Consider the following 15811-nt stretch of genomic DNA (forward strand, 5'->3'; position numbering starts at 1 on the left):
CCTAATCCTCCTATGCGCTCTCGGTATGTGAATGGACCAAATCATCCAGCATCTGATCGATAAGGCCGCGATCCACAATGTCGCCGATATTCTCAACCGAGAGAAGCACCTCTTGATGACGGGCTGTAGTTTTACCTGTATGCTGCAAAATGACTTCAATATTACTTTTGGTATAAAAGGTAAACACAGCCCCTGCCGAAATATCTCCCTGGAAGTCCGAAGCAGAAAAGAAAAGGTAATTGAAGCTGCGCAGCGTACACGCAGTCCCATCTGTAAAAATGATCGGACACTGAAGCGGAATCCGCGGCATTTTTCTCTTATCACTTAGCGGTTGGATAATACGCCGCTTCACATTGCGAACCATATCGTCATAGGCCGTATCCCACAGATTCATCTGCTCCGGCAAGGAGTGCTTCCGGTCATAAATGATTTGCGTGTATTGACGTTTGTCCATCTCACCCACCGGCTGAACCGTTGCTGAATAACGCCAGCCCTCTCCGTCCTTTTTCACATAGACGATGACGGCATCCAGATTCGCCTCATAGCGCTCGGTTTTCACAGTCAAAGAGATCGTAGTCTGTGACGGCAAGTAAATGGGATGCATGACATACAGGGCAATGCCATTCTCTGATACATCTACGGTCCGGGCCTGATAGCGCAGGTTGCTCGCCTTGTAGTGAATCGTTACATCCTCTTGCGCCCGAATACGCTCCGTCTCCCGATAAGCGTGGCGTCCGATCATGAAGAACAGGGCATAACATAGAGCGATCAAATTATGAACCAGCCAAAAAATGATGATACTGCTGTAGAAGAGAGCCAAACCGTACTTGCCATGCACATACCGGAAGAGAGCCGCCATCGAAAGAAACAGCAGGAAGAGGTGTGGAAGTGCATACAATAGAGAGGCCATCCATTTTCCACCGGCAGCCTTTTTTTTGTTCGTTACCTTAAATTTTCTTTCATGGATGTGCAAGGTTTCGAGTAACACAGGTACGATCAGATACGGCATAAAAATGGTATCAATGACCTGACTCCACCGCTGATTTCGAATATTGCTGGACAGATAACGCATCGACATACTGTAGCAAAAATAGGACGGAAGCCAAAATACTAGAATTCCCCAGAAACTAGCATTTACGATTTGGAAATCGAATAACGCAAATAAAATAGGAGCCAAAATGAAAATCAACCGGTTAAAAAAGGACCACCAGTACATGAAGCTGCTCAAATAGGTAATTCTCGTCCAGAGGCGAAGCTTTTTGGAAAAGATGGCGCGGGTGTTCTGCAGACTTTGAACAATGCCCCTTGCCCAGCGGATGCGCTGCTTAATCATGCTCTGGATCGTTGTTGTGGTCAGCCCGGCGGCCTGAACCTCCTGGGTTGCATACGTAATATAGCCCGCTTGCTGCAAACGGATGCTTGTCTCAAAATCCTCGGTGATCGTTTTCAGTGGAAAACCACCGATCTCCTCCATCGCTTTCCGGGAAATGACCGTGTTGCTCCCCGTATAAGACACCGCATTGGAGGCATTGCGTAAAATATTAACCTCTCTTGAGAAGAAATCCTGCTCGTTCGGAATGCTCTGTTCGGCATAAAGGTTAAATTGAAATAAATCCGGATTGTAGAAGCTCTGAGGGGTTTGAACCAGCCCGAGCTTGAATGTGTCGTCCACTTCATCCTCTCTTCGAAGCCGCCATTTCCCATTGTCCTCGGTAAACCCCGAGAGCAGGAAATACGGAACAGTCTTCATCAGAAAGGTATGCTGCGGAATCATGTCAGCATCGAAAGTGGCAATGAGCGGAGAGGAGGTTTTGCTCAGTGCATGGTTCAAGTTGCCGGATTTGGCCTCCTTGTTTCCAGGAAAGCCAAGATACCCGACGCCAAACTGTCTGGCAAGCTCCTCAACCTCAGGCCGCCCTCCATCATCGCATAAATAAATATGAACCTTCTGCTTGTCCGGATAATCCATATACGTACAGGCATTGACGGTTTTATACAACAGATCGACCGGCTCATTGTGCGTGGCAATGAACACATCTACATCCGGATAATACTTCGGCGGAATGGTTGGGAAATCGAGCTGTGTACGTTCCTTCTGCATTTTCTGAAAAAACAATTCAAAGGTAGTCAGCACCGTCACCGTTTCAGCCACAAACAGCAGGATGCCAAAAACCATATTCAAAAAGCCCTCATTCCATGGCAACGTAAAAATCATACGCCATAGCAAGTAAATGGACATCAAGATGATTGTGACGATGAACAAAATATTTTGCCGCTTTTCGTTTCGCACTAAAGCCGCCGCCTCCTTGCTGCAAATACCCACCGTCGCTGCATCTGAAAACTTAGCAGGAACAGCAAGGCATCACAGATGAGTTTCGCAATTTTCTCACTCATGAAGAAAAACGTATGAATCAAATATACGCCTGTGCTGGAAAGCAAGATCACAAATGCACATAGCGTCAAATAGCGCCATAGACTTCCCTGGCTATCCTCTTTGCGGAATACAAAGTGCTTGTTTAGCAAATAGTTGACTACTATAGAAATGATTCTTGCGATGACTGTCGCTAGTAGAATCCTTAAATAATCCTGCTGGCCCAACATGGGCCTTAATAAATCGATTAAAAGCCAGGCAATTCCTAAATCGACAACAGCACTAGCAATCGAAGAGGAAATAAATCGCATGAAATTAGAAAATAACACACTCATCACCCGAGCACTGTCCCGAATCGCTTTAAAATGAGTTCCTGCATTTCCATTTTCATAAATGACTTGAATCGGCAGCGTATGAATCGGTATGCCGGACTGAATGCAGGAAATAAGCATCTGCAGCTCGTATTCAAACCTTGAGCCACGAACACCTTGCATAAATGCAAGCAGCCGGGGGCCGAAGGCACGAAGCCCTGTCTGGGTGTCTGACAGTTGCTTGCCGTACAGCATGGCAAAAATAAAGGAGGTGATTCGATTACCCAGTAAAGACTTGTGGGGTATTCCACCTTCACTGAAGTTCCTTACTCCGAGAACCAGCGCGTCAGGACGTCGCTTAGCTGCTTCGGCAAGCCGATAAACATCCTTTGCAGCATGCTGCCCGTCAGAATCTGCAGTTACAACGCAAGAAATCTCATCGAACTGCTGTTCGATATACTGAAAGCCAGTCTTGAGTGCAGCACCCTTCCCCCGATTTTGCGTATGTCGCAGCAGGATACAACCGTTCTCATGGAGCTCCCTAAAAATCGATTGGTACCCCTCACCAGAGCCATCGTCCACAATGACAATATTCATCAGGCCGTAATCTCGCAATTGCTGCACATAGGACAATAGTCTCTTATCCGGTTCAAGTGATGGTATAAGAACAACCATTTCGCCCTTTTGTTTCTCCATAATCCTCCAAAATAAGCCATTATTCGACATGTTTTTACATAATCTTTTATTGAATATTTTGTAGTATAACATCGGTAAGGGCAGCCGTAAACGAGCAAGCTGAATTTATGTGGTTCAAAAGAACTACTAAAATTGCCACATCCTTAATTTACAAAATCACCGTAAATTTGTCGATGACTTTGTGCTTACTTTTAGCAGAGTTCACCGCGCTTCGTCTGCAACGGCATATTAAAAGGCCATCCTATGCGGGATAACCTTTTCTTTGATCATGCTTTGTTCAACTGAATAGTTCGTTCAGTATAGGTGCACATATATTGGCTACGGCACCATCAGAAAACGGATTGGATAACTTCCCTGCTGCCAAAAGATTCAAATAGTTTGTGCTTCCTCCCTTACTGCAAAATGCAATATAGTCTTTACACGTCTCCCGATAGTTGTTTTCTGATCTCCCATAAAATTCAAAAACACTCATTAATGCAAAGTTATAGTCGATGTAGGAAAAAGGAGCGTTGAAGAGATGAGGTTGGCGTAGCCAAGAAGTTCCACGCTTAACGGATTCATGATGATTCCCGGCATGCCAGGGCATGTATTTCTGTTCAATTTCTCGCCACAGTTGACAACGCTGGGATTTTGTTAAAGCTATGTTCTCATATACTTGGTGTTCAAATTCATCAATGGCACATCTGTAAGGAAGGTATCGCAATGCCTCATACAGATGATTCTGTCTAAAGGTATTTTGATGCTCCCCGACTATAAGCTCCAAATAGGGGTATGAAAGGAATTCCATCGTCCTGGAATGCACCTCATTGATACTGACTGTTGAACGGTGATATTCGAACAACTTCTGACTGCGTGCTGCGGTATAAAATGCAAAACCATGCCCCAGCTCATGGATAAACATTAACGCGTCGTTGCCTTTGCCTTTTAAATCGCTAATAATGAAAGGTACTTTATAGTGTGGGAGCATACAACAGCAGTAAAAAGGCCGCTTATTAAGTCTAGGCTCAACATCAAACAATTCATGATCATAGATGAAATCAATGTAATCTCCAGTCTCCTGAGAAATCTCGTGAAATATACTTTTGACACTACGGACAATATCCCCAACTGCACCAATGGGCACAGAATCATCCTCAGGTCTTCCCTTTTCAAACTCGTCACAGGCAGGCGTTATGTTGTCAAGAATCTGTCTGCGAAAAGAGGAGATCTCTTCCTTCCCATAATCGATACGCCCCTGAATGCGATACGCCATTTCTATATAGTTATCAAAACCAAGGCTGTGGGCCAGGTTTGTACGAACGTGAATCATATTGTGGAATATGTCTTCGAGTTCATCAGACATCGCTTCTTTCGATTTTCCTGAAGAAACCAGCTTGTTATATTTTATACTTAATCGGTTTTCTTCAAGTAGCAGTGGAACGGCCTTTTCTCCGAAGAGGCTTCTTTTAATTCTCATATCCTGAATAATCTTATCGCCGAATTCAGCCCTAATTTCCTCGATATAGGGGGAATCCAGAAGCATATCGTCACATTCTTTTCGAAGCAACCTGATTCGCGGCTCTTCAATACTATCTATGTGCACTGCGTTGTTGTAAAAAGAATCCGAAGTGTCGGTCAAAAAACGGATATATGCAAGGTCCGTCAGCATATCTAAATATTGATCCGTGTTTTTTCGTGATAGCCAGAGATCACGGATTTCCTCGTAGGAAGATGCCGCTGCCATGTCCTCCTTAGATTTCAACAAAGACGCCTTTTCTTTTTCATAATCCGGGCAAATATAATTGAGTTCTGTAAATTTTTGCATATTTACTCTCCTCACTTAATCATATTGCGCCGCGCGGTCGCATAAAAAAACATACAATTTTTGCAAAAAAAAAATAGTAGACTTATATTAATTTTTTTAATACACTATTATGTACTCATGGCTTTTTTAGGGGTATCATTTTGTTACGTATGGACATTCGGTAAACCGGCACCTTATTGTGTCGGTTTTTTATTAGGATATAACAAAAAAGCAGGCCCCTGAAGGAAGAGACCCGCTTACAAAAAGGTATGTATTTTGTCTAAACACTCCTCGACTACTTCATCAGGGGCTTTGCCAGCAATATCAATACGCCTTGCTCTCCAATCGAGATTTTTTATTTGGTCCGTTAAAATAACCCCGCCAAATACAAGACCATCAGGCAGCGGCACTTCAAAGCCCCACCCCCTAACCGTATGAGTAATCGGACAAACAGAAACAAAACCCGTCGTGTCATTAAATGCTTTTGGCGACAATACGATTGCAGACCTTCTCCCGGTTTGTTCGTGACCTGCTTGGGGATTGAAGTTTATCCATACTAGATCTCCTCGGTCTACACTCATTTAGAGCAATTCCTTCCCTTCTACGCCAAATTCCATTTCATCGTGGCGATTTTCTGGTTTACATTGAGCCAATAACTGTTCCAGTGTCGGCTTTTTTTTGGCTGGTACCACGATAAGCGTATGATCGTCACCTACGATCAAATCAACTTCGGTTCCTTGGCGAAGCGCAATCGCCTCGGCGATCTGGCTTGGGATACGAATACCAAGGCTGTTTCCCCATTTTTGGACGGTTGTCGGCATGGATAAACCCCCTCTTCTTTGATTCCTTTGTACCATCGTATCACGCCCTCATTCCGTTGTATATACTTAGTATATACAAACACCAAAGAATGATGCTTTATACAATAAAAAATCAAGTAACTCAAAATTCAAGTCACAAAACATCCCATACACGCTTACCGTCAGACAATATTGTACGAACGAAATTCATTAATAAATCCCTCTAGCCAATCTTCTGAAAAATCAAGAGCACCAAAATCATTGATGAATTCAACATCCAGACTCATTACCCAAAATCGACGAGCTTTCATAAATAATTCAATGGAAGATTCATCTTGTTCAGTGAAGTCTCTAACTGATCGGTAGCCGGAGATTAATGCATTCCACAGCAAAGCTTTATTATCCTCTGGTAGGCGCTTTCTACCTCGAACTTGCGCTAAGTCGTAGGCACGCCATCCTTTTGCTGACCATTCAAAGTCATAATGAGTGAAGCTGTCGCCTTCTTGGAAGGCATTATTATTCCCATGCATATCTCCATGGCAAATCCCCCAATCCAAGCCTTGACTAGAAGCGGTGATAATACGTTCAATTAACGCGTTGGAGTATTCGCGCAGAAATGGCGTTGCGCTATGCTTTTCTCCAATATAATTCACAATACGATTTAACGGTTGACTGATGAGAAAGTTTGTATCCAAATCGTATCTAGGAAGGGTTAAAGTAATTTTGTCCAAGGCTGTATGTAATTCAGCAGCAGATCTTCCAAATGAGAAGCACGATTTCTCGTCTTGAAGCACATTCTCAGTTCCTGTCAGATAGCTGAAAATCACGGCAATTCTTTGGCCCTCTGGCGCATCTATAACCGTGTATAAGCTGTTGTCTTTTTGGGAAATGGGCACCGATACTTTTGTGCTTACTGAGCTCAATTCATCAATCAACTGTGTTAGTAAAGATAATTCATAAACAACATCATTTTCGCTTATTGAATGACGATATACACGTAAAATATAAAAACCTGTGGAGGTACGAATTCTATAAGTATCATTTAATCCACGCAGCCAGAACGAACAATCATTCCAGTCTCCAATATCATAAAGATTGCTCAGACAGTAATCTAAATATTTTGGATCTAAAACTGAACGTAGGGTAGTCGGTTGACTATACATTTTTCAAAACTCCTCAAAATATTAATTTTGGTTTCGGGCTTGTTCCTCCAATTGAGCGACAGTCTCTTCGAATTTTTTGATCGGACGATAGCCCAAGTCGTTTTTTATTTTGTTGCAACGATACGTCATTCTTATTGGGTTTCCATCCGGTATGATGAGCGTCTTTTTCATGGCATGTGCAATACGTACTGTAAACTCATTTTCTTTATAATTTCCGTCCACTGCGTTGTAGGTCTGGTTCACTGCTGCAGGATGCGTCGCTGCTAATACGCACATCTCAGCCAAATTATCCGCATGCACCCATGGTGTTAAATCATCAGGATGAATCCATGTCACATTTTCTACTGAGCTAATTTTTGCAATCAGCTGATCGCCCCAGTGAGATTTATTTTCGGCGCAGATCACACCCGGGCGTAATATTACACATTTAAATCACTAGTTATGGCATCTTGTAAAATTCGTTCCGATTCACATTTCGTCGATATGTACACCTCAGAGTGACCATATGCTAAATCGCTTGTTTCATCCAACTCCACATCACCTTCAAAATGACCATAAACAGATACCGTGGAAATATGTACGAAGCGTTCAACTCCAACCGAAATAGATGCATCAACCAGGACTTGAACCCCTTGAATATTAGATTCCTCAGCCGTGGTTCTATCCCCACCGAGATATGCCGCAGCGTGAATGACAATGTTTACATCTTTGAGCGCTTCCTTGATGGCTTCTTTATCCGTTAAGTCTCCGATTATAGGTGTAATGCCGAGTTCATCACAAAGGGGAATTTTCTCTTTGTTTCGTATAAGCCCTTTGACCTTTGCTCCCTCACTAAGACAGTTTGCAGCAATTTTATCTCCTACGGTCCCTGAAACACCTGTAACAAGAACCACTTTATCGCGAAGTCGCATTTGTAGTCTCCTTTATTTGAACTAGCAGCTTTTGAAACATATACCATATTCGCGGTCTACTACCAAGACCCTTTTTTGAGCGTCTATTTTTCCTTTTAGAAGGCATGAGGTCATTCAGTTCCTATGCGAAATCAAAAGGCTTGGCTCATTATCGATTCAAGTCCAACGGGAAACAACGTGTGAAAGGTGTGTACCATATCCAAAACGTAAACAACTACCACAGCCGCTTGAAGAAATGGATGGACCGCTTTAATGGTGTTGCAATAAAGTATTTGCAACATGATTTGGCTTGGTTTCGTTACTTAGACAGCAAGGAATATGAGAATACCGCATCGAATAAGAAAAATATGTTTGGTTAAATCGTGCCTGGTTACTGTGACCGACACGAACACCAAACTTCGGCTTTCTGCTTATTCTTGTTAAGCTAACGGGCAGGTTAGTTTAATAAAGATTTAAAAATTATTATAACATCTTAAAGTTTTTGAAAAGTGAGGGTTATAAACGAAGTTTCCTATTTTGAACGTTGAATTATCGAAGAAATGTTTGTGAAGGGAGCAGCTTGCCACGGCAGTTGCTCCCTTAGCATGTTGAACTATTGGGCAGGTAAGCTTGAAACTGATATACCTGGTACTCTATTATAAAAGAACTAAGAATCTGATCGAGAGGTGCATGAATGCGGTTTAGTGAATTTTACATCGGGCAAGTATTTCATACAAAATCAATGAGATTAACTAAAGAGGATATCACCAGATTTGCATCGGAGTTTGACCCACAATATATGCATTTGGATGAAGAGAAAGCAGGACAAGGACGTTTCAACGGAATCATTGCTTCCGGAATTCAAACATTAGCAGTTTCATTTAAGCTATGGATTGAAACCGGAAGTTATGGTAATGATGTAATCGCCGGAACTGCTATGAATAATATTAAGTTTGTAAAACCCGTCTACCCCGATAACGAAATACATACCATTGTGGAGGTAACAGCGCTTAAAGAAAAGCAGAGTGAATCGGGAATCGTTACAGTTTTGTTGTCCACTTTCAATGACAAAGATGAGAAGGTCTTTGAAGGCGAGTTATCCGTTTTGGTCAAAAATTGATTGAGCTAACGGGAAACGATAGCTCAATCAAGCCTCTCTTTTTACCCAGGGCGGCTTTATTATGGTAAATTATTAACAGTGGAATTTAACATTGCCTACAAAAAAAGCCACCTTACAGGTGGCCACAAGCTGATATGGAATGCTTCATATCTTTTTTTTCACGGGAATCCATACCTCGCATATCGATTCTCCCTTTTTATCATCGCTCCAATAGTATCTCTCCATGCAGGGTCCTTCCACTTGTTCAAAGCCTGCAGAGGGGAACCATTCGGAGTAGATTCTTCTCCATACATTCACGATCTCGAGCCCAATTTCCGAATCATCCGGAATCGATTCACGGCTATCGAATACCGCATAAGTCTGATCAGGAACAGAAAGTGTGGTGAGCCCTTTTGTGATTTCTTTTCCTTCCGGAAGCTCAGTTCCCATCAAATAGCGTTTGGTCCCATCCTCCCTGAAGTCGAAATAATAGCCATACAGCAGTGAACCCGCAGGTCTCCCGACCAACTCGTTAATCTGATCATGCGTCCCATCCTTCCAGATCTTCTCCACGAAGGCGGGGATTTCTGTGCTGGCATCCTTATGGATGACCACGTCTTTTCCGACTACAATCGTAGCCTTTTCTTCTACAATTCGATAATTCATTTCGGTTTCCCCTCTAATCTGAATTTGAAAAGAGATTCGAGGAAACGCTTTTAGCTTCACGTTCTTTTTCTTCGCCATGTTCGGCGTTACCCCATGCATTCGTTGAAAAGCTTTAGCAAATGCCTCTGGAGTCTCGTAACCGTACTTAAGCGCGACATCAATGACCTTGCTATCCGATCCTACCAGTTCTTCCGCCGCCAACGTAAGACGCCTGTTTCGCACGTATTCGGTAACGGTAAAGCCCGTTAAGGCATGGAACATACGCTGAAAATGATATTTCGATGTCATCGCGGCTCTAGCTATGTCCTCGATCTCGATGGTGGAGTTCAGATTATGTTCCACGTAATCAATCGCTTGTTGAAGCAGCTTAATCGTTTCCAAGTCCTCACCTCTCCTTTCGTTTTCATTGTAGAGAAACCGGTAAATCTGTTCCCGACCTGGAATGCTTTCATTTGTCCAAAATACTTGCCTCTACTTGTGTTACGGCTCAGCGCATCAGGATTTATTCCAATCTAGCGTCGGTCAGCCCCGTCTATTAACCTTTTTACAACCTTCGCGGGGACTCCAGCAACAACACTATTTTCCGGGACATTCCTTGTAACAACGGCTCCCGCTGCAACTACAGAGTTGTCTCCAATCGTCACACCAGGCAGTATTGTAGCGCTTGACCCAATCCAAACATTCTCGCCAATGGTAACTGGAGAGGGGTATGTGATATTTCTTGTTTCTAAAGATAACCCGTGATTAAGTGTAGCTATAGTGACATTCATACCTATCATAGATCCGCTTCCTATCCTAATTCCACCTCTATCTTGGAAGGAACACCCTGTGTTCATAAACACGTTTTTTCCAATAGTGATGTTTTTACCGAAATCGGTATAGAACGGTGGGAAACACATGAAGGATGAATCGATTGGATTGCCTGTTAACTCACGAAAAATCTCTATTATTTCTTCTTTTGAATGATAGGACGTATTCAATGCCATCGTTATTTTTTGAGCTTCATAACTACACTGAGTTAATAGTTGATGCAATTCTTTATCTTCACCTGAAATTGGATTTCCGTTTTTACAAAAATCGATAAAGTCTTTCATGTCCATGCTTGAAAACCACCTATCATTCATCGCAATAACGTTAGAGCCTTTCCTTTACACAACTCACATGGTGCTAATGTCAATTACGAATCTATACTTCACATCTGAAGCTAATACGCGTTTGTAGGCTTCATCAATCTGGTCAGCCGAAATGACTTCGATCTTGGGGACAATATTATGTTTGGCACAGAACTCCAGCATTTCCTGTGTCTCGCGGATGCCGCCGATCATTGAACCTGCAAATGAACGGCGATGACCGATAAGGGACATCACATTTACGGACAAGGGCTCCCCGGGGGCACCAACATTAACCAAGGTTCCGTCAAGAGTGAGAAGGGAGAAATAAGCGTCCATATCAAGCTTGGCACTCACTGTGTTAATCATTAAATCAAAGTGCCCCGCCAGTTTCTCGAAGGTTTCTGGTTCGTTTGTGGCATAGTAGCGATCTGCGCCAAATTGCAAGCCATCGTCTTTTTTGTTCAGTGTTTGCGATAGAACGGTTACCTCAGCACCCATAGCATGTGCAATCTTGACAGCCATATGACCGAGACCGCCCATTCCCACTACCGCTACTTTCTTCCCTGGGCCAGCTCCCCAGTGGTTTAGAGGCGAATAAGTCGTGATACCTGCGCAGAGTAATGGAGCAGCCACATCAAGCTCGATGTTATCCGGAATTCGGACTACAAAGTTCTCAGTTACGACAATGTGGGTGGAATATCCGCCTTGTGTAGGTTCGCCGTATTTATCAACACCTGCGTAGGTAGGGATATTCCCATTGAGACAGTACTGTTCCTCTCCTTTACGACAGTTCTCACATTCACCGCAGGAATCAACCATACAGCCAACCCCTACCCGATCACCAACCCTGTACTTTGTAACTTCGGACCCCACATCCGTGACAATTCCTGCAATCTCATGTCCAGGTACGAGAGGGTAGTTCACTGGCCCCCATTCGCCGTGAGCTGTATGGATATCAGAATGGCATATGCCGGCATATTTAATTTCAATCAGGACATCATGCGAATCAAGATCCCGTCTTTTAATTTCAGCCGCTCGAAATGTTTTGTCTGGACCGTCGACAGCCCTTGCTTTAGCAGTTATCATATAAAAACCTCCTATAATTTACTCCTGTTGCAAATCAATGCTACTCCTTAAAGTTAACTCTAAGTCAAGCAACAAATTTCCGGAGGACGGCATTTTATATGATGCATCGGCGAGGCTTGATATAAGGTTGCGAAAGATTTTATTTTAAAAAATATATATTTGTAATCCAATTTCTGGTATTATGGGGCATAACATAACCTTTAATCATTGTGAGAGGTGCAATATGGAGAATAACAAACATGATCTTAAACTGGAAGAACATTTATGCTTCTCGTTATATGCTTGTTCACGCGCCATTCTACGGGTTTACCGCCCTTACCTGGACGAGCTTCAGCTGACCTATCCGCAATATTTGGTCCTTGTCTCGCTTTGGGAGAAGCAAACAAGTACGGTCAAAGAGCTTGGCGAAGCACTTGATCTGGACACCGGCACGCTAACCCCAATGCTGAAGAGGATGGAAACCGCCGGGCTCATTACACGGCAAAGAGACACCGATGATGAACGTGTCGTAAACATCCACATTACGCCGGAGGGCATGGCTCTTCAAGAGAAAGCCGGTTGCATTCCGCAATCGCTGCTGCAAGCCTCGGGCATGAAGGATGAAGAGATTCGTCAACTGAATTCGGCCATTCAGCTTCTCTTGCGGAATGTAAACGAGACAGGCAAATAACACACAAATAAATCCACCCCAGCATGGCTGGAGTGGATAATCACAGTCAAGTAGTCACGCTTCCTGTGAAGCGCAGCCCTCATCCTATTTATGCGTTCGTATTCAGGAATTTCACCAATGCTTCGTTAAACTCCTCAGCATGCGTAGCGTTGAAGCCGTGCGGCCCACCCTCAATGATCACGAGCTTACTGCCTGCAATCTGCTCGTGCGCTCTTTGACCGCTGATCTCAACCGGTACGATTGCATCAGAGTCCCCATGAATGACAAGCGTCGGCAGGTTGAACTTCTTCAGATCATCGCGAAAATCCGTATAACTGAAGGCCTTGATGCAATCGTACGTACCCTTTGGCGACGCGAAAGCTGCAATATCGCGGTTATATAAGCGGAACGCTTCGGTAACTAAGTCGGTTCTATCCCCCGAGGTGAAGAAGTTCGTCACGAATGTATCCAGGAAAGCCAACCGATCGGCTTCTACCCCATCCAGGAACCCTTGAATGGTCGCGTCGTCGAATCCGCCGTCCGGGTTACTCGCTGTTTTGTGCAGAAACGGAGGGATTGCTCCTGCCAGCACGGCCTTCGTCACGCGTTCCGTACCATATGTGCCAATGTAACGGGATACTTCTCCGCCCCCCATCGAAAATCCAACCAACGTCACTTCCTGGAGGTCGAGATGCAGGATCAACTTATGCAAATCCGCTGCGAACGTATCATAATCGTAACCATTCCAAGGCTGGGAAGATTGACCAAACCCACGGCGGTCATAAGTGATTACGCGGTAGCCGGCTTCCACTAGTGCAGGCACTTGCTTCTCCCAAGATCGTCCGCTAAGCGGCCAACCATGAATCAACACCACCGGTTTGCCCGTTCCAACATCTTCATAATGAAGCTCAATCGCATGCCCGTTTTCCTGTCCAACCGTAACCTTTGCCATTGGATATCCCTCCCTTATTTAGGTTGTGCAAAATTATGTTTTGCAAAACCTTATGTACCCATAATATGGTACCAAAACCATATTGTCAACAATTTAATTGTTAAAATTTGATTTATTTTTTTCTCCCCTTAGCACTTCCTACACTATTCATCTCTATTGGGAAAAATTAAGAGGGGCACCTTATTTCGGCACCCCCCTTATTTATTGCTTAAATTACCCGGTTCCAACTAACCGTTCAAATTTTTGTTCACCATATTTTTCTCATGTTCAAGCAGCCATTCTTTTCTCCACAGACCTCCGGCATAACCGGTCAACTTCCCATTTGAACCGATGATTCTATGACATGGAATGACTATACTTAGCTTATTCTTCCCATTTGCACTTCCTACCGCGCGGACCGCTTTTTCCTTCCCAATGGACACGGCAATATCCTTGTAAGAGCCCGTCTTCGCATAAGGGATTTCTGTTAATGCGCTCCATACTGTCTTTTGAAACTCAGTCCCTGCACATTGGTAAGAAAATGTAAATTCATATCGATGGCCTTGAAAATATTCATCAAGCTGGTTATAGCATTCGACTAAAACCGGAGGAGTTTCAGGCTGCCTGAAATTCACCTTTTTACTTTCTTCCGAGAACAAAATAGACCGGATCGCTTCATGCGTACCGACGATCTCGATCACACCAATCGGGGATTCATAGTCTAATTTATAGATTTGTGTCATAACAAGGACCTCCACAGATAAAAGGTAGCATACGCCTGCCAACCTTCCCAGTTTACTGCATATTCCCGGATTTCGTCGATCGTCGGTTTCTGCTCAAGACCTAATACATTTTTTAATGCATTATGAAGGCCGACATCCGCGATAGGAAAAGAAGAGGGGAAATGCAGGCACTTCATCATCACATAATCTGCCGTCCATGCGCCGATCCCTCGGATCATCATTAAGGATTCGCGGATTTGCTGATCCTCCTTCTTCTGAAGTAAGGACTCTCTGGTTAGCTCACCATTTGCCATAGCTTTAGCGATGCCAATGGTATATTCCGCCTTCCTCATCGTAAATTGAAGCTGCCTTAAATCATCTAGATGAAGCGATGCTATCCTCTCACAGGAGGGGAATAACCAATACGTTTTCCCTTCGAAAACCAAACTTTCGCCATATTGCTCGACAAAGCGTCTTTTTAAGGTGTAAGCAAAGGTCAGATTAATTTGTTGTCCCATAACCGCCCATACTAGCGCTTCAAATAAATCGGGAATGCCGATGACCCGTAGTCCATAATAGCTTTGGACAAGTGTCTTTAATACTCTGTCTTGACTAGCCATCTGGTAGAACTCAGTCAACTTTTGATCCAGATCAAACCATTCCCAAATATACTCTGCCACTTGTTTGCGGGAGTGAATCGGTGGGACACCCATCGGAAATTCAACCGTGATGGAATGATTGTCGGAACTAATTTTGCACAAAATGAGAGCTTCGTTTACTTTGATTAGCTTATATATAGATCCCTCATCAATCTGATGGAGCACTTCCTGGTCCGACCTTCCCAAGTAAACTAGACATTCTTCAAAGCTAAATTCCTTAGGAGGGTAAATCACGATGTCCGATTCACGATCAATCCACTTCATGTTGGAGTTCCTTTCGATATTCGCTGGGAGAACAGTTCTTTAAACTTCGGAACACTTTATAGAAATTAGAAGGGCTCTGGAAGCCCGCCTCATAGCAGATCTCCAAATTCGTCAGGTCGGTGTAGTTAAGCAAATGGGCCGCTTTATCGATACGTATTTTTTCTAAATAGGCACGCGGAGTTTCGGAAGTTTCTTGCTTAAATAAGCGTTCCAGATAAAAAGGGCTTAGGCCCACCTGACCGGCTATATCGCTTAATGTCACATTTTGCTTATAGTGATTGACCAGAAAAGCAATCGTATTCCTGACAATCTCAATATGCGGGGAATGCTCCACCTCAGGCTGGCATCTTTTGCAAGGGCGGAAGCCAGCAGCTTCCACTTCGTTAATATCAAGATAGAACTCTACGTTCACTTTCTTGGGCTTTCTTGATCTGCAGGAAGGACGGCAGTATATCTTCGTGGTTTTGACTGCTGTAAAAAACAGACCATCATATTTACGATCACAAGCTATGATTTTCTCCCACATTTCTTCAAATGATAGGTTTATACTCGCAGCCATGTCACTCCACATCCTTTTTGATCCCCATGGTTCTCTATTTCAATTTTACG

Annotated in this window: 17 protein-coding genes and 1 pseudogene; 3 read left to right on the plus strand and 15 right to left on the minus strand. The window is 43.6% G+C overall.

What is annotated here, in order from left to right; all coding sequences use genetic code 11:
• Positions 1-10 precede the first annotated feature (10 nt).
• The 8 genes from ACFQ3W_RS09000 to ACFQ3W_RS09035 form a co-directional block, all read right to left on the minus strand.
• Complete coding sequence (locus ACFQ3W_RS09000) at positions 11-2290, minus strand: glycosyltransferase family 2 protein (protein WP_379318831.1); 2280 nt, start codon at positions 2288-2290, stop codon at positions 11-13.
• Positions 2290-3378 carry a glycosyltransferase gene (locus ACFQ3W_RS09005; protein ID WP_379318833.1) on the minus strand — a complete coding sequence of 363 codons (1089 nt, stop codon included), beginning with the start codon at positions 3376-3378 and terminating at the stop codon, positions 2290-2292. The genes ACFQ3W_RS09000 and ACFQ3W_RS09005 overlap by 1 nt, the downstream gene beginning before the upstream one ends.
• A 277-nt stretch (positions 3379-3655) precedes the next feature.
• Complete coding sequence (locus ACFQ3W_RS09010; protein WP_379318835.1) at positions 3656-5182, minus strand: M3 family metallopeptidase; 1527 nt, start codon at positions 5180-5182, stop codon at positions 3656-3658.
• A gap of 236 nt (positions 5183-5418) precedes the next feature.
• The gene (locus tag ACFQ3W_RS09015; protein WP_379318837.1) at positions 5419-5742 is read right to left on the minus strand and encodes a type II toxin-antitoxin system PemK/MazF family toxin; all 324 of its coding nucleotides are present in this window, start codon (positions 5740-5742) and stop codon (positions 5419-5421) included.
• Positions 5743-5982 (minus strand): AbrB/MazE/SpoVT family DNA-binding domain-containing protein, encoded by a 240-nt coding sequence (locus ACFQ3W_RS09020; RefSeq protein WP_379318839.1) that lies wholly within the window; start codon positions 5980-5982, stop codon positions 5743-5745.
• 161 nt (positions 5983-6143) lie between these two features.
• Positions 6144-7124, minus strand: coding sequence for a phosphotransferase (locus ACFQ3W_RS09025; RefSeq protein ID WP_379318841.1), 981 nt, complete (start codon positions 7122-7124; stop codon positions 6144-6146).
• Positions 7125-7145: 21 nt separating this feature from the next.
• Positions 7146-7529 (minus strand): NAD-dependent epimerase/dehydratase family protein, encoded by a 384-nt coding sequence (locus ACFQ3W_RS09030; protein ID WP_379318843.1) that lies wholly within the window; start codon positions 7527-7529, stop codon positions 7146-7148.
• 14 nt (positions 7530-7543) lie between these two features.
• Entirely contained in the window at positions 7544-8035 is a 492-nt protein-coding gene (locus tag ACFQ3W_RS09035; RefSeq protein WP_379318845.1) for an NAD-dependent epimerase/dehydratase family protein, read from the minus strand.
• A 98-nt stretch (positions 8036-8133) separates the two neighbouring features.
• On the opposite strand from ACFQ3W_RS09035, the pseudogene ACFQ3W_RS09040 reads away from it, so the two are divergent.
• Positions 8134-8414 (plus strand): annotated as a pseudogene (locus ACFQ3W_RS09040) (IS1595 family transposase); the annotation flags it as partial.
• Positions 8415-8708: 294 nt separating this feature from the next.
• A complete protein-coding gene (locus ACFQ3W_RS09045; protein WP_379318847.1) occupies positions 8709-9134 on the plus strand; it encodes a MaoC family dehydratase in 426 nt (141 codons plus the stop codon).
• Positions 9135-9278: 144 nt separating this feature from the next.
• On the opposite strand, the gene ACFQ3W_RS09050 is transcribed toward ACFQ3W_RS09045, so the two are convergent.
• The 3 genes from ACFQ3W_RS09050 to ACFQ3W_RS09060 form a co-directional block, all read right to left on the minus strand.
• Complete coding sequence (locus ACFQ3W_RS09050; RefSeq protein WP_379318849.1) at positions 9279-10160, minus strand: AraC family transcriptional regulator; 882 nt, start codon at positions 10158-10160, stop codon at positions 9279-9281.
• 131 nt (positions 10161-10291) lie between these two features.
• Positions 10292-10879, minus strand: coding sequence for a sugar O-acetyltransferase (locus ACFQ3W_RS09055; RefSeq protein WP_379318851.1), 588 nt, complete (start codon positions 10877-10879; stop codon positions 10292-10294).
• Positions 10880-10936: 57 nt separating this feature from the next.
• Positions 10937-11977, minus strand: a complete 1041-nt coding sequence (locus ACFQ3W_RS09060; protein ID WP_379318853.1) for an NAD(P)-dependent alcohol dehydrogenase — start codon at positions 11975-11977, stop codon at positions 10937-10939.
• Positions 11978-12200: 223 nt separating this feature from the next.
• On the opposite strand from ACFQ3W_RS09060, the gene ACFQ3W_RS09065 reads away from it, so the two are divergent.
• Positions 12201-12647: a MarR family winged helix-turn-helix transcriptional regulator gene (locus ACFQ3W_RS09065; protein ID WP_379318855.1), complete on the plus strand. Its 447-nt coding sequence runs from the start codon at positions 12201-12203 to the stop codon at positions 12645-12647.
• Positions 12648-12735: 88 nt separating this feature from the next.
• Here the strand turns inward: ACFQ3W_RS09065 and ACFQ3W_RS09070 are convergent, their stop codons facing one another.
• The 4 genes from ACFQ3W_RS09070 to ACFQ3W_RS09085 form a co-directional block, all read right to left on the minus strand.
• On the minus strand, positions 12736-13578 hold the full coding sequence (locus ACFQ3W_RS09070) for an alpha/beta fold hydrolase (RefSeq protein ID WP_379318857.1): 843 nt from the start codon (positions 13576-13578) through the stop codon (positions 12736-12738).
• Positions 13579-13805: 227 nt separating this feature from the next.
• The gene (locus tag ACFQ3W_RS09075) at positions 13806-14300 is read right to left on the minus strand and encodes a methylated-DNA--[protein]-cysteine S-methyltransferase (protein WP_379318859.1); all 495 of its coding nucleotides are present in this window, start codon (positions 14298-14300) and stop codon (positions 13806-13808) included.
• Entirely contained in the window at positions 14297-15202 is a 906-nt protein-coding gene (locus ACFQ3W_RS09080; RefSeq protein WP_379318861.1) for a DNA-3-methyladenine glycosylase family protein, read from the minus strand. Before ACFQ3W_RS09080 ends, ACFQ3W_RS09075 begins: the two co-directional genes overlap by 4 nt.
• Complete coding sequence (locus ACFQ3W_RS09085) at positions 15189-15761, minus strand: bifunctional transcriptional activator/DNA repair enzyme AdaA (protein ID WP_379318863.1); 573 nt, start codon at positions 15759-15761, stop codon at positions 15189-15191. Before ACFQ3W_RS09085 ends, ACFQ3W_RS09080 begins: the two co-directional genes overlap by 14 nt.
• Positions 15762-15811 lie beyond the last annotated feature (50 nt).

It is taken from the genome of Paenibacillus puldeungensis (assembly GCF_042678945.1).
GTDB lineage: Bacteria > Bacillota > Bacilli > Paenibacillales > Paenibacillaceae > Fontibacillus > Fontibacillus puldeungensis.

Excerpts from the sequence above, each read along its gene's own strand:
- ACFQ3W_RS09045 (WP_379318847.1), top strand. The coding sequence starts at position 8,709 with ATGCGGTTTAGTGAATTTTACATCGGGCAAGTATTTCATACAAAATCA.
- ACFQ3W_RS09065 (WP_379318855.1), top strand. The coding sequence starts at position 12,201 with ATGGAGAATAACAAACATGATCTTAAACTGGAAGAACATTTATGCTTC.
- ACFQ3W_RS09010 (WP_379318835.1), bottom strand. The coding sequence starts at position 5,182 with ATGCAAAAATTTACAGAACTCAATTATATTTGCCCGGATTATGAAAAA.
- ACFQ3W_RS09075 (WP_379318859.1), bottom strand. The coding sequence starts at position 14,300 with ATGACACAAATCTATAAATTAGACTATGAATCCCCGATTGGTGTGATC.
- ACFQ3W_RS09080 (WP_379318861.1), bottom strand. The coding sequence starts at position 15,202 with ATGAAGTGGATTGATCGTGAATCGGACATCGTGATTTACCCTCCTAAG.
- ACFQ3W_RS09005 (WP_379318833.1), bottom strand. The coding sequence starts at position 3,378 with ATGGAGAAACAAAAGGGCGAAATGGTTGTTCTTATACCATCACTTGAA.
- ACFQ3W_RS09055 (WP_379318851.1), bottom strand. The coding sequence starts at position 10,879 with ATGGACATGAAAGACTTTATCGATTTTTGTAAAAACGGAAATCCAATT.
- ACFQ3W_RS09025 (WP_379318841.1), bottom strand. The coding sequence starts at position 7,124 with ATGTATAGTCAACCGACTACCCTACGTTCAGTTTTAGATCCAAAATAT.
- ACFQ3W_RS09015 (WP_379318837.1), bottom strand. The coding sequence starts at position 5,742 with ATGAGTGTAGACCGAGGAGATCTAGTATGGATAAACTTCAATCCCCAA.
- ACFQ3W_RS09085 (WP_379318863.1), bottom strand. The coding sequence starts at position 15,761 with ATGGCTGCGAGTATAAACCTATCATTTGAAGAAATGTGGGAGAAAATC.
- ACFQ3W_RS09020 (WP_379318839.1), bottom strand. The coding sequence starts at position 5,982 with ATGCCGACAACCGTCCAAAAATGGGGAAACAGCCTTGGTATTCGTATC.
- ACFQ3W_RS09070 (WP_379318857.1), bottom strand. The coding sequence starts at position 13,578 with ATGGCAAAGGTTACGGTTGGACAGGAAAACGGGCATGCGATTGAGCTT.
- ACFQ3W_RS09060 (WP_379318853.1), bottom strand. The coding sequence starts at position 11,977 with ATGATAACTGCTAAAGCAAGGGCTGTCGACGGTCCAGACAAAACATTT.
- ACFQ3W_RS09035 (WP_379318845.1), bottom strand. The coding sequence starts at position 8,035 with ATGCGACTTCGCGATAAAGTGGTTCTTGTTACAGGTGTTTCAGGGACC.